General features: G+C 65.4%; 18 protein-coding genes and 1 tRNA gene. 11 read left to right on the top strand and 8 right to left on the bottom strand.

Going from position 1 to position 20,137, the window contains the following annotated elements; all coding sequences use genetic code 11:
- The first annotated feature begins 8 nt into the window (after positions 1–8).
- Genes ACRYLT_RS04855 through ACRYLT_RS04845 form a run of 3 tightly spaced genes read left to right on the top strand, consistent with a single transcriptional unit; the run spans position 9 to position 1,730 of the window.
- Complete coding sequence (locus ACRYLT_RS04855) at positions 9–614, top strand: SCO family protein (RefSeq protein ID WP_482662977.1); 606 nt, start codon at positions 9–11, stop codon at positions 612–614.
- Positions 611–1,042, top strand: a complete 432-nt coding sequence (locus ACRYLT_RS04850) for a YcgN family cysteine cluster protein (RefSeq protein ID WP_482662976.1) — start codon at positions 611–613, stop codon at positions 1,040–1,042. The genes ACRYLT_RS04855 and ACRYLT_RS04850 overlap by 4 nt, the downstream gene beginning before the upstream one ends.
- Positions 1,032–1,730 (top strand): M48 family metallopeptidase, encoded by a 699-nt coding sequence (locus ACRYLT_RS04845; protein WP_482662975.1) that lies wholly within the window; start codon positions 1,032–1,034, stop codon positions 1,728–1,730. The genes ACRYLT_RS04850 and ACRYLT_RS04845 overlap by 11 nt, the downstream gene beginning before the upstream one ends.
- On the opposite strand, the gene ACRYLT_RS04840 is transcribed toward ACRYLT_RS04845, so the two are convergent.
- The 4 genes from ACRYLT_RS04840 to ACRYLT_RS04825 form a co-directional block, all read right to left on the bottom strand.
- Positions 1,727–3,835 (bottom strand): transglycosylase domain-containing protein, encoded by a 2,109-nt coding sequence (locus ACRYLT_RS04840; protein WP_482662974.1) that lies wholly within the window; start codon positions 3,833–3,835, stop codon positions 1,727–1,729. The two genes, ACRYLT_RS04845 and ACRYLT_RS04840, sit on opposite strands and share 4 nt — an antisense overlap.
- A gap of 235 nt (positions 3,836–4,070) precedes the next feature.
- Positions 4,071–5,444: an alpha/beta hydrolase gene (locus tag ACRYLT_RS04835; protein ID WP_482662973.1), complete on the bottom strand. Its 1,374-nt coding sequence runs from the start codon at positions 5,442–5,444 to the stop codon at positions 4,071–4,073.
- Between the two features lie 117 nt (positions 5,445–5,561).
- A tRNA-Leu gene (locus ACRYLT_RS04830) sits at positions 5,562–5,648 on the bottom strand.
- A 74-nt stretch (positions 5,649–5,722) separates the two neighbouring features.
- Positions 5,723–6,826: a 6-phosphofructokinase gene (locus ACRYLT_RS04825; protein ID WP_482662972.1), complete on the bottom strand. Its 1,104-nt coding sequence runs from the start codon at positions 6,824–6,826 to the stop codon at positions 5,723–5,725.
- Positions 6,827–6,850: 24 nt separating this feature from the next.
- On the opposite strand from ACRYLT_RS04825, the gene ACRYLT_RS04820 reads away from it, so the two are divergent.
- Entirely contained in the window at positions 6,851–8,233 is a 1,383-nt protein-coding gene (locus tag ACRYLT_RS04820) for an MATE family efflux transporter (RefSeq protein ID WP_482662971.1), read from the top strand.
- Positions 8,234–8,247: 14 nt separating this feature from the next.
- Here the strand turns inward: ACRYLT_RS04820 and ACRYLT_RS04815 are convergent, their stop codons facing one another.
- Positions 8,248–8,934, bottom strand: a complete 687-nt coding sequence (locus ACRYLT_RS04815; RefSeq protein WP_482662970.1) for a zinc-ribbon domain-containing protein — start codon at positions 8,932–8,934, stop codon at positions 8,248–8,250.
- A gap of 151 nt (positions 8,935–9,085) precedes the next feature.
- Between ACRYLT_RS04815 and ftsE the strand changes: the two genes are divergently transcribed.
- From ftsE to ACRYLT_RS04790, 5 genes are read left to right on the top strand one after another with little or no spacing between them, the layout of a single operon-like run.
- Complete coding sequence (gene ftsE / locus ACRYLT_RS04810) at positions 9,086–9,802, top strand: cell division ATP-binding protein FtsE (RefSeq protein ID WP_482665396.1); 717 nt, start codon at positions 9,086–9,088, stop codon at positions 9,800–9,802.
- Positions 9,799–10,698, top strand: coding sequence for a cell division protein FtsX (locus ACRYLT_RS04805; protein WP_482662969.1), 900 nt, complete (start codon positions 9,799–9,801; stop codon positions 10,696–10,698). Before ftsE ends, ACRYLT_RS04805 begins: the two co-directional genes overlap by 4 nt.
- On the top strand, positions 10,695–11,234 hold the full coding sequence (locus tag ACRYLT_RS04800; protein ID WP_482662968.1) for a YdcF family protein: 540 nt from the start codon (positions 10,695–10,697) through the stop codon (positions 11,232–11,234). Before ACRYLT_RS04805 ends, ACRYLT_RS04800 begins: the two co-directional genes overlap by 4 nt.
- A gap of 4 nt (positions 11,235–11,238) precedes the next feature.
- Positions 11,239–11,946, top strand: coding sequence for a lysophospholipid acyltransferase family protein (locus tag ACRYLT_RS04795; RefSeq protein ID WP_482662967.1), 708 nt, complete (start codon positions 11,239–11,241; stop codon positions 11,944–11,946).
- Positions 11,943–13,007 carry a beta-N-acetylglucosaminidase domain-containing protein gene (locus tag ACRYLT_RS04790; RefSeq protein ID WP_482662966.1) on the top strand — a complete coding sequence of 355 codons (1,065 nt, stop codon included), beginning with the start codon at positions 11,943–11,945 and terminating at the stop codon, positions 13,005–13,007. Before ACRYLT_RS04795 ends, ACRYLT_RS04790 begins: the two co-directional genes overlap by 4 nt.
- A gap of 101 nt (positions 13,008–13,108) precedes the next feature.
- On the opposite strand, the gene pheT is transcribed toward ACRYLT_RS04790, so the two are convergent.
- Both pheT and pheS read right to left on the bottom strand, forming a co-directional pair.
- Entirely contained in the window at positions 13,109–15,484 is a 2,376-nt protein-coding gene (pheT, locus tag ACRYLT_RS04785) for a phenylalanine--tRNA ligase subunit beta (RefSeq protein ID WP_482662965.1), read from the bottom strand.
- On the bottom strand, positions 15,481–16,560 hold the full coding sequence (gene pheS, locus ACRYLT_RS04780) for a phenylalanine--tRNA ligase subunit alpha (RefSeq protein WP_482662964.1): 1,080 nt from the start codon (positions 16,558–16,560) through the stop codon (positions 15,481–15,483). Before pheS ends, pheT begins: the two co-directional genes overlap by 4 nt.
- A gap of 330 nt (positions 16,561–16,890) precedes the next feature.
- On the opposite strand from pheS, the gene ACRYLT_RS04775 reads away from it, so the two are divergent.
- A complete protein-coding gene (locus ACRYLT_RS04775; protein WP_482662963.1) occupies positions 16,891–17,316 on the top strand; it encodes a GtrA family protein in 426 nt (141 codons plus the stop codon).
- A gap of 4 nt (positions 17,317–17,320) precedes the next feature.
- Here ACRYLT_RS04775 and ACRYLT_RS04770 read toward each other — a convergent pair whose 3' ends face one another.
- Entirely contained in the window at positions 17,321–18,730 is a 1,410-nt protein-coding gene (locus ACRYLT_RS04770) for a helix-turn-helix domain-containing protein (RefSeq protein ID WP_482662962.1), read from the bottom strand.
- A 120-nt stretch (positions 18,731–18,850) separates the two neighbouring features.
- Here ACRYLT_RS04770 and aceA point away from each other — a divergent pair, with 120 nt between their 5' ends.
- The gene (gene aceA, locus ACRYLT_RS04765; protein ID WP_482662961.1) at positions 18,851–20,137 is read left to right on the top strand and encodes an isocitrate lyase; all 1,287 of its coding nucleotides are present in this window, start codon (positions 18,851–18,853) and stop codon (positions 20,135–20,137) included.

The following is a 20,137-nucleotide window of genomic DNA, read 5'->3' as shown; positions in this document are numbered from 1 at the left end:
CCCCTGTCATGAATGAAAGTCCCGCATTTCGTTTCGGGTGGATCGGCTTGCTGATCGCGCTGCTGATTGGCGCCTGTCAGAACGATCCCGGAACTCCCCCGCTCGCCGGCGCATCCATGGGCGGGCCCTTCACGCTCACCGACCATCATGGCCGGCGGGTCAGCGACACGGATTTCGCCGGCAAGTATCGGATCATCTATTTCGGCTTCGCATCCTGCCCGGACGTCTGTCCCACCGATCTCCAGACCATCGGGGCGGTCATGCGCCGATTCGAAGAGAATGCCCCCGAACGGGCGCAGAAGGTCCAGCCGATCTTCATAACCGTCGATCCGGCTCGCGACACGCCCCAGGTCATGCGCGACTATGTCGCCAATTTTCATCCCCGCTTGATCGGCCTGACTGGAAGCGAAGAAGAGATTGCTCAGGTGGCCCGGGCGTTCCGTGTCTATTATGATCGGCGCGATCCGGAGCCAGGAGCTCCGGCTGACCAGTATCTCGTCGATCACCAGCGGATAATCGTTCTCTACGACCCGCAAGGACAGCCGCTCGCCATCCTGCCCCACGACCAGGGCGTGGACGCAGCGCTGGCGGAGCTGGATCGCTGGGTGAGATGAGGGAGCGGTTCTGGGAACTGCCGCTCGATGAGCTGAACCGTCAGGAGTGGGAAGCGCTGTGCGACGGTTGCGGCAAATGCTGCCTGCACAAGCTGGAGGACGAGGTCACACTTGAACTCCATCCGACCAATGTCGCCTGCCGTCTGCTCGACAGAAGGACCTGCCGCTGCAGCAATTACAAGCTGCGCCGAGTCTTCGTTCCGGATTGCGTGAGGCTCGACTCGAAGAGCGTCGCCGAGATCGACTGGCTGCCCTCGACCTGCGCCTATCGGCGGCGCCAGGAAGGCAAGCCCTTGCCTGACTGGCACTATCTCATCTGCGGAGATCGCGAGGAGGTCCATCGCCAAGGCATGTCGGTGCGCGGCTGGACCATCTCCGAGGACGAGGCGGGCGAGCTCGAACATCATATGGTGGATCGTGAGCTCTGAACCGACCATAGCCGGGGTTCCGGTGACGGTTAGGATCTCCCCACGCGCAAAGCGGATCAGGCTTCGGGTCGATTCCCGCCGGCGAGCGGTTCTGCTGACGGTCCCAAGACGAATGTCGCAGAAACGCGCGCTCGCCTGGGCGGCCGGACACAGCGACTGGATCCAAACCACCCTGGCGTCGATTCCGGCCGAGGCGCCGATCGGCCCCAACACAGCCGTCCCGTTCCGGGGAGAAGTGCACCAGATTGACTGGAGCGCCGAACGGCCCAGGCGCGTCGAACGGCAGGACGAACGGATTCGCCTCGGCGGGCCCGCCGATACGGTTGAAAGCCGGGTGCTTCGTTGGCTCAGGTCCCAAGCGCGGCTACTGCTTGAGCAGGAAACTTACGAATTTGCTGCCAAGATTGACGTCAAGCCGTCGAGGGTCCGGATCGGCGACCCGACATCGCGGTGGGGCAGTTGTTCGAGTTCCGGAACCATCGCCTTCAGCTGGCGGCTGATCCTTGCGCCGGATTTCGTTCGACGCGCGACCGTGGCGCACGAAGTGGCGCATCTCGTCCACATGAATCATGGCGCGGAGTTTCACGCTCTGGTGGATGAATTGTTGGGAGAGAGCGCCGACCCGGCCCGACTTTGGCTCCGGCGGAACGGTGCGCGGCTTCATCAGGTTGGGCGACGCGCGGGCTAGAAGCCGATCTCCTCGCTTCCAAAGTCCCGACCCTGTTCGCGCTCCCGCTCCCGGCGGGGGGGTGGCGGCTCCCGCTCCGGTGGCCGGGGGCGGTTGAGCGCACGGTCGAGCCATTCGCGATCGATCCGCCCGGGGTCCGGCTTCTCCTCGCCTGGATCCTCACGCTGTCGCTCCGGCGGACCGATGCTCTCGTCATGATAAGGTGTCGCAGGCTCGAGCGGGTTGCCGTCCGGATCGACGATCGGACCGTCATCGGGTGGAGCGAACCAGACGTCTTCGTCGGGTTCGACTTGCCAGTCGGGCGCTGCGACTTCGGTTGCGAACGGCTCCGCCGGACGATCGGCCACGGCGCGGACCATGTAATCGTGGAAGGCGCGGGCCGGAGCGCGTCCCCCGGCGAGCCCTGGAAGCGCGCGATTGTCGTCGCGCCCCATCCAGACGCCCGTGGTGAGGCCGCTGGAGAAGCCGATGAACCAGCCATCCTTGTTCGAACTCGTCGTTCCGGTCTTTCCTGCCGTCGGGCGCCCCAACGCCGCGGCCCGTCCGGTACCGCTCGCCACCACCGACTGGAGGAGATCGGTCATGTGTGCGGCCACCCAGGGCGCTACCAGGACGCGGGATTCGTCGGATTCGTGCTGGTAGAGCAAGGTCCCGTCGGCGGTCGTCACCCGCCGCACGCCATAGGGAGTCACGGCAACTCCGCCGCGCGCAACCGCCGCATAGGCGCGAGTCATGTCGATCAGCCGGACTTCCGACGTTCCCAGCGCCATCGACGGGTTGGTGCTGACTCGAGTGGTGATACCGAACCTTTGGGCCATGTCGGCGACGGTCCGGGTGCCGACTTCTTGGGCCAGCCTGACGGCGACGGTGTTGATTGACAAGGCGAAGGCGGCGCGGAGGGAAACCGTCCCGATATTGCGGCCGTTATCGTTGCGTGGGCTCCACCCACCAACGGTGATCGGTGCGTCCTGGACGGCGGTGGTGGGGGTGAAGCCTGATTCGATCGCCGCGAGATAGACGAAGAGCTTGAACGCCGATCCCGGCTGGCGGGTGGCTTGGGTCGCGCGATTGTAGATCGAGCTGACATAGTCCCGTCCGCCCACCATCGCGCGCACCGCCCCATCGCGATCAAGCGAGACCAGCGCACCTTGGGCGCCGTTCGGAACATTGGCGTTGATCGCCCTGTCGGCGGCAGTCTGCATGCCAAGGTCGATGGTCGTCCAGACGTCGATCGGGGCAACCGTCTCGTCGATCATCATGTCGAGCTGGGGCAGAACCCAATCGGTGAAATAGCGGGTGCTGTTCTGCCGTTCGGCCGTTCGAACCAGTTCGACGCTCTCCGGGTCGGCGGCGGCCGCCTCCGCGCGGCTGATCGCGCCATTGCGCACCATGAGGTCGAGAACCACACCGGCTCGGCTACGTGCCGCCTCCGCATCGGCCGTTGGCGAATAATTGGAGGGTGCCTTGACTAGGCCGGCGATGATCGCCGCCTCGCCGACGCTCATCTGAGTGGCCGAATGGCCGAAGAAGCGGCGGGACGCGGCATCGATTCCATAGGCGCCGCCGCCAAAATATACCCGGTTGAGATAGAGTTCGAGGATCTGATCCTTGGAGTAGCGCCACTCCAGTGCCAGGGCGAGGATACCCTCCCGCACCTTGCGGCCGAGGCTGCGATCATTGGTGAGGAAAATGTTGCGCGCCAATTGCTGCGAGATGGTCGAGACGCCCCGAACCTGATCGTTTCGGGTAAGGCTCACCCAGATGCCGCGGGCGATTCCGATCGGGTCTACTCCGGGATGAGAGCGGAAGCGCCGATCCTCGACCGCCACCATGGCGTCACGCATGATCGGCGGGATCTGTTCGTAGCGAAGCCATTCGCCGAAGCTTGGACCGATCGAATGGATCACGGTTCCATCGGCCGCGCGGACCCGGATCATCTGGCCAAGATCGTCGCGCCGGACGAGTTCGCCATAGCTGGGGAGCTGACTCACGGCGACCGCCACGGCAACCCCAAGCGCCACCAGACCCACGAAAAGCAGGTAGAGCGATGTTTTCAAGCTGGTGATGAGAACCCGCTTGAGGCGGGAAGGGGAAGAACTCGCCATCGAGGCCTAGCGATAGGGGGAGCAGCGCATGCCCACAAGAAGCAGCAGGCGCATTAACACGGCCTTACTCCGGCCTCGGCCGCAGCGACGGCCGCCTTCGAACCGGGCCATAGGGCGGCGATCGGGAAAGTCGTCTGGCGCGACTCGGATCCTGAAATCGTGAATGCTGCGAGTGGGGCTTGGGGGCGAGGGAAGGCCCAAGGACGCAGCCTTGCAACCTTGCCGGCTGTGCAGCTCAGGAGGGTCCGAGGCGAAAGGGCGGCGGCTGCAAGGCGCCGAGGCAACGGGAGTCGAGTCCGGCCGGGTCTGCCGTCTCGTAAAATCGGATCAGCAACGGATCGAGGCAGCTGTCGATGCCCTGAAGACCGTCGAGAATATGACCGCCATGACGGATCACCCAGTGGTGGGCATTGGGCAGGGACGGGAGCAGCCGATCGGCCCACTCCGGCGGGGTGACGGGATCCAGATGGCCCGAGATCATCAGGATCGCCGCCTCCGATTTGACGGGGGCAAGATGGGTGGGCGCGGCTCGACCCGACGGCCAGTGGTTGCAGGCCTCTCGCTGCCGCCGAAGACGATAGTCGCCGAAAGTCGTTTCCCGGGCCGCTGCCGCTGCCACTTCATAGTCGAGCAGTCCGATGCCTTCCGCGCAAGTGACCGACAGAAACATCCCGTCGGAATAAGGCAGCGACTCTCGGGGTCGAGTCGCCTCTCGGAACGGCTCGAAATCGCCAATGGCGGCTCGGCTGAGCAACCACGGGATCTGGCGTGCGCCGGCCGGTGAATAGAGCAGGCTTCGAAGCTTCTCGGCAAAGACCTGCCGAGGAATCCGTCCCTCGACCTCCGACCGCTCAAGAGCCCGTTCGAGATCCGCAGCCGGCGTCGGGAATCGGCGACGACAAGGCTCGTCGGCGGCGCAATCCTCGAACAGCAGTCGAAGCGCCCGTTCCCCGGCCGGCGCGTGAAGTCGGGGCGGCATCGCTTCGGGGGGCGCCGTCCCCATCAGGACGGCCGCTCTTACCCTGGCGGGGAACTCGGTCATGTATCTCAGCGCAACCATCGTTCCATAGGACAGGGCGAACAGGTCGATCTGTTCGAAGCCCAGGGCGGTGCGGACGGCTTCCAGGTCCTGAACCGCATCGTCGGTTCCGTAGGATTCCAGCGACGCCCGGCCGGCCAGTCGATCGCGGCAAGCGATGACCGCAGCCACCGGCAACATCTCGCGATACGGATCCGCGCTATCGTCAAGCTCCGGGCAGTCGAGCGGATTGGATCCGCCGGTTCCGCGTTGATCGAGAAGAATGATCGGCCGGCGGGCGCGGTAGCCGGCACCTGCCGTCAGATAGAAGCCGGCATTCTTGGTCGCCGGAAGTCCGGGGCCCCCTTCCAAATCGAACAGCGGGGGCAGATCGGGCCGTGCCGAGTCGGCGGGAAGGATGATGATGTTGAGGGCCAGAGTTCGACCGGACGGAATCGCCCGATCTTCGGGGACTTCGATCCTCCCACAGCGTGCTACCGCTTCGAGCCGAGGATCGGTGCAGGGCTGATCCACGAACCCGACCGGCGAAGCCGCCGTCAAGGTCGCGGCGGCAAGGACGGACAAGGTCATCCGCGGCTCCTTCGAGCCGGAGCTTTCCCGATTCGGACCGAAAAGGCAAATCGCGGAGAAAGCAGGCTGCGAGTGCCTGGCTTCGAGCCATGCCCGGAGAGCATGGCGAGCAAATCATGGTGCGGTCGAGAAGACTCGAACTTCCACGGCCTTTCGGCCACAGCGACCTCAACGCTGCGCGTCTACCAGTTCCGCCACGACCGCACGTGATCGCCCGGAAGGACCGGGCCGGTAGGAGCGGCGCGTCTAGCAACGGAATCGCCGCCAGGCAACGCCTCTCAGTACAGGAACATGGGCATACCTTCGACTCGGATCAAGCGCGCCCGATAAGTGGGCCGATCGTAGAGCGAGCTCACGTCGACGGCCTTGCAGCCCTGGAGCAGGGTGTCGGCCGGCACATGGCTGTAATTGCCGTCGGCGAGGGCGACCATCCGCGCCTTTTCGCCGCGCTGGAGCAGCTGGACGGCAAGGCCGCCAAAGGCGAAGCCGACCATCCGGTCCATGGCGTCGGGCTCTCCGGCGCGCATCAGATAGGCCAGTTCCTGGACGACCGCGCCGCTTCCGAGCCGCTCGGTGATGGCTCGGCCGAGCCTCTGACCCACGCCCAGATCCTGACGGTGGATCGCCGACTTGGCGATATCGCCTTCGGCTCCCGCTTCCTCGCCCTTGATCCTTGCCCCTTCGGATATGACGCTGATCGCATAGCGCGCCGGATTGGACGCCTTGTCCTCCGCGAGCAAAGGCAGGAGCACGTCGAGATCCGCCGGCACTTCGGCGATGATGGTGCGATCCACCTGCGCGAGAAAGCCCGCCAGCAGAGCGGTTTCGCCGCTGCGCCGACCGAACAGCTCGACGACCCCGATCCGCTCGTGACTTTCGATCGTGGTGCGAAGCGCGTTGATCGCTTCCACGGATCGGCTGACCGCGGTGGAAAAGCCGATGCAATAGTCCGTCCCGAAAACGTCATTGTCCATCGTCTTGGGAATGGAAATGACCGGCACCCCCTGAGCCGCCAAGTGGGCGGAGAATCGGAGCGTTCCGTCCCCGCCCAAGGTGATCATCGCGTCGACCCCGAGTCGCTCGAGAACGTGAAGCACATGGCGCGTCTTGTCCCCGTCCTTGTGGGTTCGCGGATCGCGGCGGGAGGTGTGCAGGATCGTGCCGCCCATCCGGTCGATCCCCCGCACGCTTTCGCGGCTGAGCGGTATCGAGTTGGACGCGATGCTTTCGGGGTCCAGCGGGTCGATCGCCATCACCCCTTCCCAGCCGCGCCTGAAGCCGATCACATCCCAGCCGAGATCGTCGGCCGAAAGGACGACCGAGCGGATGCAGGGATTGAGCCCCGGCACATCGCCGCCGCCGGTGAGTATTCCGATCCTCATATTGTCGGTCTATCGACGGCGGCGATGCGCTACAACCGGGCAGAGATCGCCGCCGAGGCGAGGCGCATTATGGGCCTGGCTTGGCCGATCATGCTGACAAGTCTCAACTGGACCCTGATGCACATGATCGACGTCGTCGTCGTCGGTCAGTACGGGACTGCGGAACTCGCCGCCTTTGCCGCCAGCCGGACTCTCACCTTCCTTGCCATCGTCCTCGGCTTCGCGGGGCTCACCGGCATCCTGGTCTTTACCGCGCGCGCCGACGGAGCCGGCAGTCTCGCAGAAACCGGCGACGTGATGCGCTCAGGACTGATCCTCGCGGTGACGCTCGGGCTGATCGTTGCAGCCATACTCGGACTGGCAGCCTATGAACTGCTCGACACGGTTGGTGTCGAACCGAGCCTGCTGACTCCTGGGGCCGAGGTCGTCGAAGCCATGGCGCTCGCCTTTCCCTTCCAGTTCGTGCTCGCCGCCAGCTCATTCTTTCTGGAAGGAATCGCCCGTCCGAAGCGGGTGATGGCGGTCAATCTTTCCATGCTTCCCCTGAACGCGCTGCTCGCCTGGGCATGGGTCGACGGCCATCTAGGCCTGCCTGAACTGGGCGCGGTTGGCGCCGCTTATGCCACCGCCACCGCCTCCGCGGCTGGAGCCGTCCTGATGATTGTGCTGATCTGGCGGTTGCCGCGGGCGGGGCCGCGCCGCGTGCGCGACTGGTCGCCGGAGGCGATTCGCCGAGCGCTTGGAGGTGTTCCGAGGCTCGCGCGATTCGGCCTGATGCCCGCGATCGGGGCCAGCCTGGAGCTGGCGGGCTTCGCCTGGCTGATGGCGCTGTCCACCCAACTGGGCTTTGCCGCCGCGGGAGCCTTCCAGGCGATGCTGGCGGTGCACAACATTGCCTTCGCCTGCTCGATGGGTTTGGGCTCCGCGGCGGGCGTCCGAGTCGGCAATGCGATCGGCGCCGGTGAGCCGGAGGCGGCCTGGACCCGGGCGATGATAGCCGGCGGCCTGACGGCACTGATCCTTGGCTTCGGGTCGGTGCTGCTCGTCCTTGCCTCGCCTTATCTAGTCTGGCCCTTTTCGGACGATCCCCAGGTCCTTGCGCTCGCGGCAACCATGTTGTCGATCATGGGCGCCTTCCTGATTTTCGACGGCCTTCAATATGTCTTCGGATCCGCTCTTCGCTCGATCGGAGAACAGGTCTGGGCCGCTCTCAACGGAATCGTCGGGTTCTTTGTCGTGACCGGGGGGCTGGGATGGCTGCTCGTCGAATCAGGCTGGTCAGCAGAAGGACTTGCCCTTGCAGCCGGGATCGGGATGCTGGTCTGCGCGGTGCTGCAATTCGGACGGCTTGCCTGGGTGCTGAGGAAGCCCGAGTCGCTTGAACGAGGAGGTTCAGGCGCCTTCTAGAACTTGAAATCGGATCAGGTTCCGGGTCCGAACTCGAGTTTGACGTTCGCACCGCCGCGTGGAACGTCGACATTCGCGCTGTTGAATGTCACCCGAGCCCGAGGCTGAAGCCGAGACACGGGAGGCGCGATCGACCAGGCGTAGATGACCCGGCCCTGAGCGTCCCTGAGTTCCGCGCGGATCTGGGGCACGCGCTGGATCTCCTCGGTCTGGTTCACGATCTCTCCCCGGACCTCGAGCAGTTCGTTGCCGCTCTCGAGGCGCCGGCGGTCCGCACTCTGGTTCTGGATCGTCAACGCATGGCTGCCCTGGATCGGGATGCCGACATTGCCGATCTGCGGCAGCCCCCACTTCTGGATCGCGAAGACGGCCGCCAGCATCAGCGCCGCCGCGACAATTGCAGCGATGGTCCACAGCCTGGCCGGATTGCGCCGAGGGCGTCTGGCGGGCGCCTCCTCGACCGGTGGCGGAGGAGCCTCGACAGCGGCGGGAGCGGGGATCGGGGGCTCGGGATCCGGTCTCTGCGGCGGAGCGACCGGTGGCGATGACGCCTGTTCGCGTTCCGGCCTGAGCTCCAGCGGCGTGGGTTCCTGGAACCAGCTGTAGCGGCAGTTGGCGCAGCGAACCTTTCGTCCGGTGGGGCCGATCGCGCTGTCCGGCACGACATAGCGGCTCTGGCACGACGGACAGGTAAGGATCATCGATACGGGCGTCCCGGCAAGATTTCGCGGACTCTAAGCATGTCTGAGGGCGCGGGTGCAAGCAAATGCAGGTATTTGCGAGGCGATCCGCTTGAAGCGGATGCTCCCGCCGTGCCATTGGTCGGGTGCCGGCTAGCGGTGGGAGGCGGGTCTGAACGCGACCGGATCGATCGTCCAGTTCGAAAATGTGGGGCTGCGCTATGGGACCGGGGCCGAGACCCTGTCCGATCTCACCTTCTCGCTGAAGGAAGGCGGCTTCTATTTCCTCACCGGACCCTCGGGTGCAGGCAAGACCTCCCTGCTGAAGCTGCTTTATCTCGCCTTGCGGCCGAGCCGGGGACTGATCCGACTGTTCGGACAGGACATCGTTACCATGCCCCGCGCGCGCCTTCCCGGATTCCGGAGACGGATCGGAGTCGTCTTTCAGGATTTCCGGCTGGTCCAGCACCTGTCGGCCTTCGACAATGTCGCTCTTCCGCTCCGGGTTGCGGGAGTCGAGGACCGGGACCTGGAAACTCCGGTGCGCGAGATGCTGGCCTGGGTCGGGCTCGGCGATCGGGCCAGCGCCCGCCCGGCGACGCTCTCGGGGGGAGAGCAGCAACGAGTGGCCATCGCCCGCGCCGTCATCGGCCGGCCGGAACTGCTCGTCGCCGACGAACCGACCGGCAATGTCGACCCGGAAATGGCCCTGCGCCTCCTCCATCTCTTCGATTCCCTGAACAAGCTCGGCACGACGGTGATCGTCGCCACCCATGATCTCCACCTGCTCGCTCGGATACAGCGGGCGGAGATGCTCCGGCTGGATCGGGGCCAGATCGCGGATCCGACCGGAGCCCTGCGCAATCCGCCGCGGAGAGCGGAGCCATGAGGGGCGGCATCCGCAGATTCGGAGCGGCGGAGCGAGGACTGCTTCCCGAAGGTCGGATGGCCGGTCCGATGCCCTGGGTGATTGCGATCATGATGTTCCTCACGATCCTCGCCGCCGCCGCTGGCCTCGGCCTTTCCGGCGCCGCCTCGCGCCTCGAAGACCAGATCGACCAGCGCGTGACGGTTCAGGTGATCGAGGCCAATCCGAGTCTCCGTCGGGCCCAAGCCGAGGCCGCCGCGGAGATGCTCCGGAGCCAGCCCGGCGTGGCCGAGGTCCGCCAGGTTCCCGACGAGGAGATCCAGGCCCTGCTCGAACCCTGGATCGGCGCCGGCGGTCTCGAAGGCGATCTCCCCGTGCCTGCTCTGATCGACGTCGACCTCGCCTCCGGCACCGAGGCGGCAGACCTGGATCGATTGCGTACGGCCGTCGCCGAAGTGGCGCCCGCGGCCCGAGTGGACGACAGTGCGCGTTGGCTCGCTCCCGTCGCCTCGCTGATCACGGCGCTGCAATGGCTTGCAGGCGGTCTCGTGCTGCTGATGATCGGGGCCACTGCGGCGACGGTCGTCCTTGCCGCACGCGCGGCGCTCGACACCCACCGCAACACGATCGAGATCCTTCACCTGATGGGAGCGACCGACGTCCAGGTGGCGCGGCTCTTCCAGCGGCGGATCGCGCTCGATGCATTGTTCGGAGGATTGATCGGCTTCATTCTTGCCGGGGCGGTTCTGATCGCGATAGGAGACAGGGTCTCGGCGCTAGGATCGGAGCTGCTTGGCTCGGCTGCCCTCCCGCGCGAGGCCTGGGGAGCGTTGATCGCTCTGCCCCTGTTCGGCGTTATTCTCGCCATGCTGGTTGCACGCCTCACCATCCTGCGCGCATTGGGCCGAATGCTATGATCCGATACCTGGGCCGATTCACCGCCTTCATTCTGCTGGCCTATGTGCTCGGCTACGCCGCCTTCGCAGCGCTGCTGCCGCGACCCGCCGGAAACGAGCGAACCGACGCCATCGTGGTCCTCACCGGTGGCAAGGGGCGGCTCGAACGGGGGTTCGAGCTGCTTGAGCAGCAGCGGGCCGACCGGATGCTGATCTCCGGCGTCGCCCGAACCGTTCGAGCGCAGGAACTCGCCGCCGCCTACGAGGTGGACGAAGGGCTGCTCGACTGTTGCGTGACTCTGGGGCGGGAGGCGTTCGACACTCGATCGAATGCCGATGAGGTGGCGCGCTGGATGGAGCGGCGAAGGCTCGGCTCCATGCGTCTCGTCACGAACGATCTGCACATGCCGCGCGCGGGCTACGAACTGCGCAAGCGGATCGGCCAAGAGGTGACGATCATCACCGATGCGGTCCCGACCGATCCCAGCTTCTCGCAGATCTTCACCGAATATAACAAATATCTGCTTGGCCGCGCCGCGGACCTGATCGGCATATAGGATCATGGCTCCAAAGTTGGTCCACTTCATCCGTTCGGCGGCTTTTGCCCTCGTCTTCTATTCCTGGACCGTGATTGCCGTGCTGCTGTCCTTTCCGATCAGCCTGTTCGGCACTCGGGCGGTCCGCGCCTGGGCGCACGGCTGGGCCCGTTTCCACCGCTGGTGCGCCAAATGGCTGCTCGGAATTCGAAGCCGGGTCGAAGGCCGGCCGCCGGAAGGGGCCGTGCTGGTTGCGCCCAAGCACCAATCGATGTTCGAGACGCTGGAAATCCTTCTGATGCTCAGGGAACCCGCGATCGTGCTGAAGCGGGAACTGGCCGACATCCCGTTGTGGGGCTGGGTCGTGAAGCGGTACGGCGTGATCCCGGTCGACCGCTCGGCGGGCGCCCCAGCGCTGAGGCGGATGATGCGCGCGGCCGAGGCGGCGATCGGCGAAGGACGGCCGATCGTCATCTTTCCCGAAGGCACCCGAGTACCTCCGGGTGAGCAGCCACCGCTCCAGCCCGGCTTTGCCGGCCTTTATCGCGCCCTCAAGCTGCCGGTCGTGCCGGTCGCGTTGGACAGCGGCCGGCTGTGGCCGCGCGGCCGTGTGGTCAAACGGCCGGGTATCGTGACGTTCCGCTTCGGTCCGGCGCTCCCGCCGGGGCTACCCAGGAAGGAAATCGAAGCGGCGGTGCATCAGGCGATCAATGGTCTGGAGCCGAGCGCGTGACTCCTGAGCTCGGCTTGATCGAAGGCTTTTTCGGCAGGCCGTGGAGCTGGGACGATCGGCGCCACGCCGTGGGGTTTCTCGCGCCGCGCGGCTATCGCTTCTATCTTTACGCCCCCAAGGCGGATCCCTGGCTGCGCCGTCGATGGCAGGAGCCGCATCCGGTGGAAGAGCTGGAACGGCTGACGGAGTTCGGCCGGTTCTGCCGGGAAGCCGGCATGCGCTTCGGAATCGGATTGACGCCGTTCGAACTGCACCTTCAGACCGGGACGGGATGGCAGGACCTGATCGCCCGGAAAGTGGCCGAACTGAACGCTCTCGAGTTCGACGATCTTGCCATTCTCTTCGACGACATGCGGGGCGACGTGCCGGATCTTGCCGAACGGCAGGCGGCGATTGTCCAGTTCGCCGCCGAACGCAGCGCCGCAACGCGGATCCTCGTCTGCCCTTCATATTATTCCGACGATCCGGTCCTGGACGTCGCCTTCGGTCGTCGACCCGACCAGTATCTCGAACAGCTCGGCCGGCTCCTCGATCCTTCGATCGAGATCATGTGGACGGGCGAGGAAGTGGTGAGCCGGGAATTTTCGCCCGGTCATCTCGATCGGATTGCCGATTTGCTCGGCCGCAAACCGTTTCTCTGGGACAACTACCCCGTGAATGACGGCGCGCGAATGTCGAGGCACCTCCATCTGCGCGCCTTCACCGGTCGTCCCGCAGCGATCGGTGCCCACCTGTCGGGCCATGGCATCAACCCGGCTTCCCAGCCGGTGCTTAGCCTGATCCCGGCTCTCACTCTGGTGGAAAGCTATGCCGCGGCCGAGCATTACGAATATGGCGCGGCCTTCTCCCGAGCGGCGGTCGAGGTGCTCGGGGGCGAGCTGGCGCAGCGCATTCAGCGCGACCTGATTGTCCTTCAGGACCGGGGGCTGGATCGTCTCGGCGATCGCCGCGCCAGCCTGCGCGAGCGTTATTCGGCTTTCGATCACCCGGCAGCACGCGAGATTGTCGCCTGGCTCGACGGCCATTGGGAGGTGACGGACGAACTCGTCCAGACCCAGTAGATACGCCGAAGGGCTTCGGCGCTGGCACCTTGCAAGGCAATGGATCGGCAGCGAGAACTTCGCGGCTGCAATCCAAGCGAGTCGGCGCCCGCTTGTCCGCCTCAGGCCCTGAGGACCGCGCCGAGCTTAGCCGCGGCAGCGACGATTCGCGAGGAAATCGCCTCCAGCTCCTCATGGGAAAAGCTCTTCTCGCCGGGCTGAAGAGTGACCTCGACCGCAAGCGACTTCTGACCTTCCGGGACGCCCTGGCCGGTGAAGACGTCGAACAGGCTTATGTCCGTGATGGCGGTCTTGTCGGCGCCCCGGACGGCTCGGATAAGCTGGTCGGCCGCGAGCTGCTCCGGAACGAGGAAGGCGAAGTCCCGCTTCACCGCCTGAAGTGGCGGCGGGGCATAAGCCGTCCGCATATGTCCGCTCGAACGCTTGCGCGGGATCGAATCGAGGAAGATCTCGGCGGCGACCGCGGGGCCGTTCAGGTCGAACGCCTTGAGCACGCGCGGGTGAAGGGCGCCGAACTCGGCGAGGATGGTTTTCGGGCCGAGGCCCAGCCGGCCGGATCGGCCGGGATGGTAGGTGGCGGAGGCGCCGCCCAGCACCTGGAGATTGTCGACCGGAGCACCGATCGCCGCGAGGATCGCCAGTGCTTCCGCCTTGGCTTCGAAGGCATCGAAAAGCTGTGCCGGCCCCCGCCGCCAATGCCGCGCGGACTTGTCGCCGGCGAGCACCAGGCTCATCGTCGGCCGCTCGCCATCGCCAAAATAGCGGCGTCCGAGCTCGAACAGGCGGACGCTTTCGGCTCCCCGGGCGAGGTTCCGGGCGACGGCTCCGAGCAGGCCCGGCAGGAGCGACGGGCGCATGACCTTCAGCTCTTCGCTGATCGGGTTCGTCAGCACCCAGGCGGAACCACCGAACGGCTCGGCCTCGGCCTCGGAAATGAAGCTCCAGGTGACGGCTTCGTGGAGCCCTCGAACCGCGGCGGTGCGCCGTGCCTTGCGTTCGATCAACTGATCCGGAGTGGCGGTGGGCTTCGCAACGCCAGCGGCGCGGGGCAGCGCGGTCGAAGGAATCTTGTCGAACCCTTCAATTCGAGCGACTTCCTCGACGATGTCGGCGCTGCCTTCGACATCGCGACGCCATGACGGCACGCCAACCTGAAGAATGTCCGAGCCGCTCACTTCGAATCCCAGTCGGCGGAGAATGTCGGCCTGCCGTTCGGCGGGGACGTCCAGGCCGGCAAGTTCGGCGCAGCGCTGCGGCCGGTAGGCGATCGTCCGTTCCAGCTTCGGCGGCTTTCCGGCACGGACCAGCTCCGACGGTTCGCCGCCAACCAGGTCCAGAGCCATCGCGGTGGCGATCTCGAGCCCCGGCACCAGGAAGTCCGGATCGACCCCCCGCTCGAACCGGGTTCGGGCATCCGACGCCAGCGCCAGCTTCTGTCCGGTGCGGGCGATATGGGTCGGATCGAAATAGGCGCACTCGATCAGAACATCCGTCGTCTCTTCGGTGACTCCGCTATGCTCGCCGCCCATGATCCCGCCAATGTCGTGCACTTCGCGATCATCGGCGATCACGGTCATTGCGGGATCGAGCCGATAGGTCTTGCCGTTCAACGCCAGCACTTCCTCGCCCGCGCGGGCGCGGCGGGCGACAATCGCGCCGCTGAGCTTGCCAAGGTCATAGACGTGGAGCGGCCGGCCGAATAACAGCATGATATAGTTGGTCATGTCGACCAGGGCGCTGATCGGCCGCTGGCCGGCCGCCTTGAGCCGCTGCTGAAGCCAGGCCGGCGATGGGCCGTTGCGGACGCCGCGAACGACTCGGCCGTAAAAGGCCGGACAACCCTCCGGGTCATCGGTGCGGATTTCGATCGGGCAGGGAAAGCGACTCTCGATCGCCGGGACGTCGATCGGCTTCAACCTCCCCAGCCCGACTGCAGCGAGATCGCGGGCAATGCCATAGACTCCCATCGCGTCCTGCCGGTTCGGCGTGATGGCGACGTCGATCACCGGATCGTCGAGACCGGCATGCTGGGCGAAGCTCGCACCGACCGGCGAATCCTCCGCCAGTTCGATGATCCCGCTATGCTCCTCGCCTAGCTCCAGCTCGCGGATCGAGCACATCATCCCGCGGCTTTCGACTCCCCGGATCGCGGCGACCTTCAAGGTCAGGTCGCTTCCCGGGACATAGGCACCGGGCGGACCGAACACGCCCTTGAGGCCAGCGCGCGCATTGGGGGCGCCGCAGACGACCTGGATCGCTTCGCCGGTGCCTGCGTCGACGGTCAGCACCTGCAGCTTGTCGGCCTGCGGATGCGGCTGTGCGGTCAGTATCTCGGCGATGACGAACGGCTTCAGCCGGTCCGCCGGATTTTCGACGCCCTCGACTTCGAGCCCGACCGCTGTGAGCGCCTCGACCACCTCGTCGACGCCTGCCGTCGTTTCGAGATGGTCCTTGAGCCAGGAAAGGGTGAACTTCATGCGCCGACTCCTCCGCTCAAGGTCGGCACGTCCAGCGCGGAGAAGCCGTAATGCTTCAGCCAGCGTATGTCGCCGTCGAAGAAGGCGCGAAGGTCGTCCATTCCATATTTCAGCATGGCCAGTCGGTCGATCCCGCAGCCGAAGGCGAAGCCCTGCCATTCGTCCGGGTCGAGGCCGCAATTGCGGATGACATTGGGATGGACCATTCCGGAGCCGAGCAGTTCCATCCAGCGCTCGGTCCCGCCCAGAACACGGCGGCCATTCTCCATATGGTAGCCGACGTCGACCTCGGCCGAGGGCTCGGTGAAGGGGAAGTAGCTCGGGCGAAGTCGAAGGACGATGTCGTCGCGCTCGAAATAGGCCTTGAGGAAGGTTTCCAAAGTCCATTTGAGATGGCCGAGCGTGATCCCGCGATCGATCACCAGCCCTTCCACCTGATGGAACATCGGCGTGTGGGTGGCGTCGCTGTCGGATCGATAGGTTCGGCCGGGAGCGATCACGTAGATGGGCGGCTTCTGGTCGACCATGGTTCGGATCTGCACCGGCGAAGTATGGGTGCGAAGCAGCATCGGCAGTCCGTTCGGATCGGTCTGCTCGAAGTAGAAGGTGTCGTGCATGGCCTTCGCCGGATGGTCGGGCGGGAAGTTGAGGGCCGTGAAATTGTGCCAGTCGTCTTCGATTTCCGGCCCCGTTGCGACGGAAAAGCCGAGGTCCGCGAAAATTTCCGACAGCTCGTCCATCACCTGACTGACCGGGTGAACACTTCCCTGCGGGCCGGTGTCGACAGGCAGGGTCATGTCGAGCGTCTCGGTCGCGAGCCGCCGCTCGAGTTCGGCCGCTTCCAGGGCCGCCTTGCGCTCGGCGATGGCCTGAGTCACTGCTTCGCGAAGGCCGTGGATCTGCGGCCCTTGCGACTGCCGCTCTTCTGGCGTCATGCCGCCGAGCGTCTTCAGTCGCTGGGTCACTGACCCCTGTTTTCCGAGCGCTGCGACTCGCTCCGCCTCGAGTGCGGAAAGATCGGCGGCGTCGGCAATTCGGGCCAGGATGACGGAGCGCAGCTGTTCAAGGTCACTCATGACCGGCGGCCTTAGACGAGTCCGGGCTGCCGATAAAAGCCCTCCGCTCGGCTTGCCGGCGGAACCTTCCTGGCGGCCATGGCTTCGCGGTCCGTACAACAAGAAGTGAGGACGTCATGCTCAGGAGACTGCTTTTCGCCGCCGGTATCGGCTATCTCTTCCGCCGTTTTGCCGGCCGCCGCTCGATCGGCGGACGCGGAATGGGCGGCTTCGGCCGCTTCTGAAGGCGCGCCCGTACGCGTGAGACTAACTCTTCTCCGGCTGGAGCCGTGAAGACCGGCCGAGCAATTCTTCCCGGGAACGGATCGGCCTCTGCGCGTTGATCCCTCCATGTTCTATGAGACATCCCGCTGCCGCGCCGGCAGCCAGCCGGCGCAGGCAGCGCGGTTGTTCGGGCGAAACACGCTTGCGAGCATCCTGGCCTTCGCCCTCGATCTCGGCCTGCTCTGGGTCGCGGTCGAGCAGGCCGGCTTCAGCTATTATCCCGCCGCGGCGGCGGCCTTCCTGGTCGCGATGAGCGTCCATTATCTCCTTTGCCGGATTTGGGTGTTCCGAGGCACCGAACGTGGACTCGCGAGCGGCTACGTCTATTTCCTGGCCAATGCCGGAATCGGGCTGGTCGTCACCATGCTCGCCTTCGCCTCGCTGGTGGAGCTGGTGGGCCTCCACTACTTGGTGGCGCGACTGGTCGCCTCCGCGGTGGCCGGAATCCTCGTCTTCTTCCTGAATGCGTTCTTCAATTTCAAGGCGCTCTGACGACTCACCCACCAAGGAAGGGGAAGGGAGACACCGTCTTGCGCATCTCGTTCACGGTGAGGGTGCGACCGGCCGGAGCAGCGGCCCGTTGCGGGCAGCGGATGCGCGGGCAGACGGTGCAGGCCGGGCCGATCGGCGTGACCAGCGGATCGGAAAGGTCGAGCCCGTCGGCATAGGCGATCCGGGTAGCGTGGCGAACGTCGCAGCCCAGCCCGACCGCGAGCGAACTGTCCTCGCGCGGGTCGAGCCGGACAGCTCGCTCGACGGTCCGGCTGAGGGTGAAGAAGCGCTGGCCATCGGGGGTTTCGACGACCTGAGTGACGATCCGGCCGGGAGTCTGAAAGGCGGCGTGAAGGTTCCAGCGCGGGCAGGTGCCGCCAAATCGGGAAAAGGGGAAACTCTCACCGGCAAACCGCTTGGAGATGTTCCCGGCGGCGTCGACCCTGAGCATGAAGAAGGGTACGCCCTTGGCGCTGGTCCGCCCCAGCGTGGTGAGCCGGTGGGCAACCTGCTCCACGCTGGCGCCGAATTCGGCGCACAGGCGGTCGATCGCATAACGGTGTCGCTCGGCCGACTCGAGGAAAGGCTGGTACGGCATCATGATCGCGCCCGCCGCATAATTGGCGAAGCTCATGTGCAGCAGCCGACGGGTCGGAGCGTCCGGGGGCGTTGCTGCCTCGATCATTCGGGCGATCAGCGGCCGGAATTCCAGCAAGGCGAGCTGGTAGGCGAGGCCGAAGGTTCGGCTTTCCGGTCGAAGCAGCGCCGAAAGCATCAGCCGCTTGCGATGAAGGTCGAAATGCTGGCTGGCGCCGTCGAGAAGTTCGGGCGGAACGATCCGGGCTTCCACCCCGAAACCTTCCTTGAGGCGCCGCCGGAGCGGTTCGGCGATGGCGAGGGGATTGCCCAGTGCGCCGGCCAGGGTTTCGGCCGCCTCTTCCAGATAGGGGAAGTGATTGCGCTGGGCCTGGATGAAATCCCTCACCCAGCTTTCCGGAGTCAGCGGTGAATTGCCCTCCCGCTCTCCCTCGATCGGAGGTTGGCGACGCAATTCGGTGAAAGCGGAATAGAGCCGCGAAACCGCGTCCGCGACCGATGGCGCGTTGTCGGTGACCTCGAGCAGTTCGAACCGCGGTATCCCCAGATCGGCGAACATCGGATCGGAAAAGATCTCCGCAAGCTGCTCCGGACCGGTGGCCTCGGCCCCTTCCGCGGCAAAGCTCTTGAGGTCCACGTCATAAGCCTCGGCGAGGCGAAGCAGGACCTGTGCCGTGACCGGTCGCTGATTGCGTTCCAAATGGTTGAGGTAGGAGGGGGAAACGCCGATCTCGGCGGCCATGGCGCTCTGGTTGAGGCCGAGCTCGCGTCGCAGGCGCCGGATCCGTCCGCCAAGATAGAGTTTGCGCTCAGCCACGGCTTGTAACTCTGTCACAACTTTACAAAGGTAGCAAGACAAGCTGCGACTGCTCGACCCTTTTCACCGGTGCCATGGCGGCGAACCCGCGTTCTCCTCGCTGCAGAAAGTGAGGCAGATATGAGCGGATTCGAAACAATCGTCCAAGCGCCCGAGGGCCGGTTTGCGGGTATCACCCGTCCCTACGCACCCGCCGATGTCGAGCGGCTGCGCGGATCGACAACTATCGAGTACAGCCTTGCCCGGCGAGGCGCCGAGCGGTTGTGGGAACTCTTGAACAGCGAATCCTATGTCCATGCTCTGGGCGCCGTCACCGGCAACCAGGCGATGCAGATGGTTCGCGCGGGCCTGAAGGCCATCTACCTGTCGGGCTGGCAGGTCGCTGCGGACGCCAACACGGCCGGCGCCATGTATCCGGACCAGTCGCTTTACCCGGCCAATGCCGGCCCCGAGCTTTGCCGTCGGATCAACAGGACCCTGCAGCGGGCCGACCAGATCGAGCATAGCGAGGGCGGTGTCCGACACGACTGGTTCGCACCGATCGTCGCCGACGCCGAAGCGGGTTTCGGTGGCCCGCTCAACTGCTTCGAAATCATGAAGGCCTATATCGAGGCGGGTGCCGCCGGAGTCCATTTCGAGGACCAGCTCGCGGCCGAGAAGAAATGCGGCCATCTCGGCGGCAAGGTACTGATCCCGACCCAGGCGCATATCCGCAACCTCGATTCCGCCCGGCTCGCGGCGGACGTCTGCGGCGTGCCGTCGATTCTTATCGCTCGCACCGATGCCGAAAGCGCGAAGCTGATCACCTCCGACGTCGACGAGCGCGACCATGAATTCCTGATCGGCGAGCGCACCGCCGAAGGATTCTTCCGGCTCAAGGAGGGAACGGGTCTGAAACATTGTATCAAGCGAGGGCTCGCTTTCGCGCCCCACGCGGACCTGCTCTGGTGGGAAACGAGCCACCCCAATCTGGAGGAAGCGCGCATCTTTGCCGAGGCGGTCCAGCGGGAATTTCCTGGCAAGATGATGGCCTATAATTGCTCGCCAAGCTTCAACTGGGAGGCCAAGCTGGACAAGGCGACGATCGCCAGGTTCCAGCGCGAGCTCGGAGCGATGGGCTACAAGTTTCAGTTTGTCACCCTTGCCGGATTCCACAGCCTGAACCTGTCCATGTTCGACCTGGCGAGCGGCTATCGCGACCGGGGAATGGCCGCCTATTCCGACCTCCAGCAGGCCGAGTTCGCGGCCGAGGCGCGGGGTTACAGTGCCACCCGCCACCAGCGGGAAGTTGGGACCGGCTATTTCGATCTGGTCGCACAGGCCGTTTCGGGCGGGGAAGCGTCGACCACGGCACTCGCGGGTTCGACCGAGGCCGATCAGTTCATCGCCGCCATCGCGGCAGAGTGA

This window comes from Sphingosinicella sp. SM1-17, from assembly GCF_056821765.1.
Note: the sequence above shows the minus strand (reverse complement) of the source record. Positions and strands in the feature narration are given on the sequence as shown.

Bases quoted from the DNA above. Each gene is read 5' to 3' on its own strand.
- ACRYLT_RS04855 (WP_482662977.1), top strand. From the start codon at position 9: ATGAATGAAAGTCCCGCATTTCGTTTCGGGTGGATCGGCTTGCTGATC.
- ACRYLT_RS04850 (WP_482662976.1), top strand. From the start codon at position 611: ATGAGGGAGCGGTTCTGGGAACTGCCGCTCGATGAGCTGAACCGTCAG.
- ACRYLT_RS04840 (WP_482662974.1), bottom strand. From the start codon at position 3,835: ATGGCGAGTTCTTCCCCTTCCCGCCTCAAGCGGGTTCTCATCACCAGC.
- ACRYLT_RS04835 (WP_482662973.1), bottom strand. From the start codon at position 5,444: ATGACCTTGTCCGTCCTTGCCGCCGCGACCTTGACGGCGGCTTCGCCG.
- ACRYLT_RS04825 (WP_482662972.1), bottom strand. From the start codon at position 6,826: ATGAGGATCGGAATACTCACCGGCGGCGGCGATGTGCCGGGGCTCAAT.
- ACRYLT_RS04820 (WP_482662971.1), top strand. From the start codon at position 6,851: ATGCGCTACAACCGGGCAGAGATCGCCGCCGAGGCGAGGCGCATTATG.
- ACRYLT_RS04815 (WP_482662970.1), bottom strand. From the start codon at position 8,934: ATGATCCTTACCTGTCCGTCGTGCCAGAGCCGCTATGTCGTGCCGGAC.
- ACRYLT_RS04805 (WP_482662969.1), top strand. From the start codon at position 9,799: ATGAGGGGCGGCATCCGCAGATTCGGAGCGGCGGAGCGAGGACTGCTT.
- ACRYLT_RS04800 (WP_482662968.1), top strand. From the start codon at position 10,695: ATGATCCGATACCTGGGCCGATTCACCGCCTTCATTCTGCTGGCCTAT.
- ACRYLT_RS04795 (WP_482662967.1), top strand. From the start codon at position 11,239: ATGGCTCCAAAGTTGGTCCACTTCATCCGTTCGGCGGCTTTTGCCCTC.
- pheT (WP_482662965.1), bottom strand. From the start codon at position 15,484: ATGAAGTTCACCCTTTCCTGGCTCAAGGACCATCTCGAAACGACGGCA.
- pheS (WP_482662964.1), bottom strand. From the start codon at position 16,560: ATGAGTGACCTTGAACAGCTGCGCTCCGTCATCCTGGCCCGAATTGCC.
- ACRYLT_RS04775 (WP_482662963.1), top strand. From the start codon at position 16,891: ATGTTCTATGAGACATCCCGCTGCCGCGCCGGCAGCCAGCCGGCGCAG.
- aceA (WP_482662961.1), top strand. From the start codon at position 18,851: ATGAGCGGATTCGAAACAATCGTCCAAGCGCCCGAGGGCCGGTTTGCG.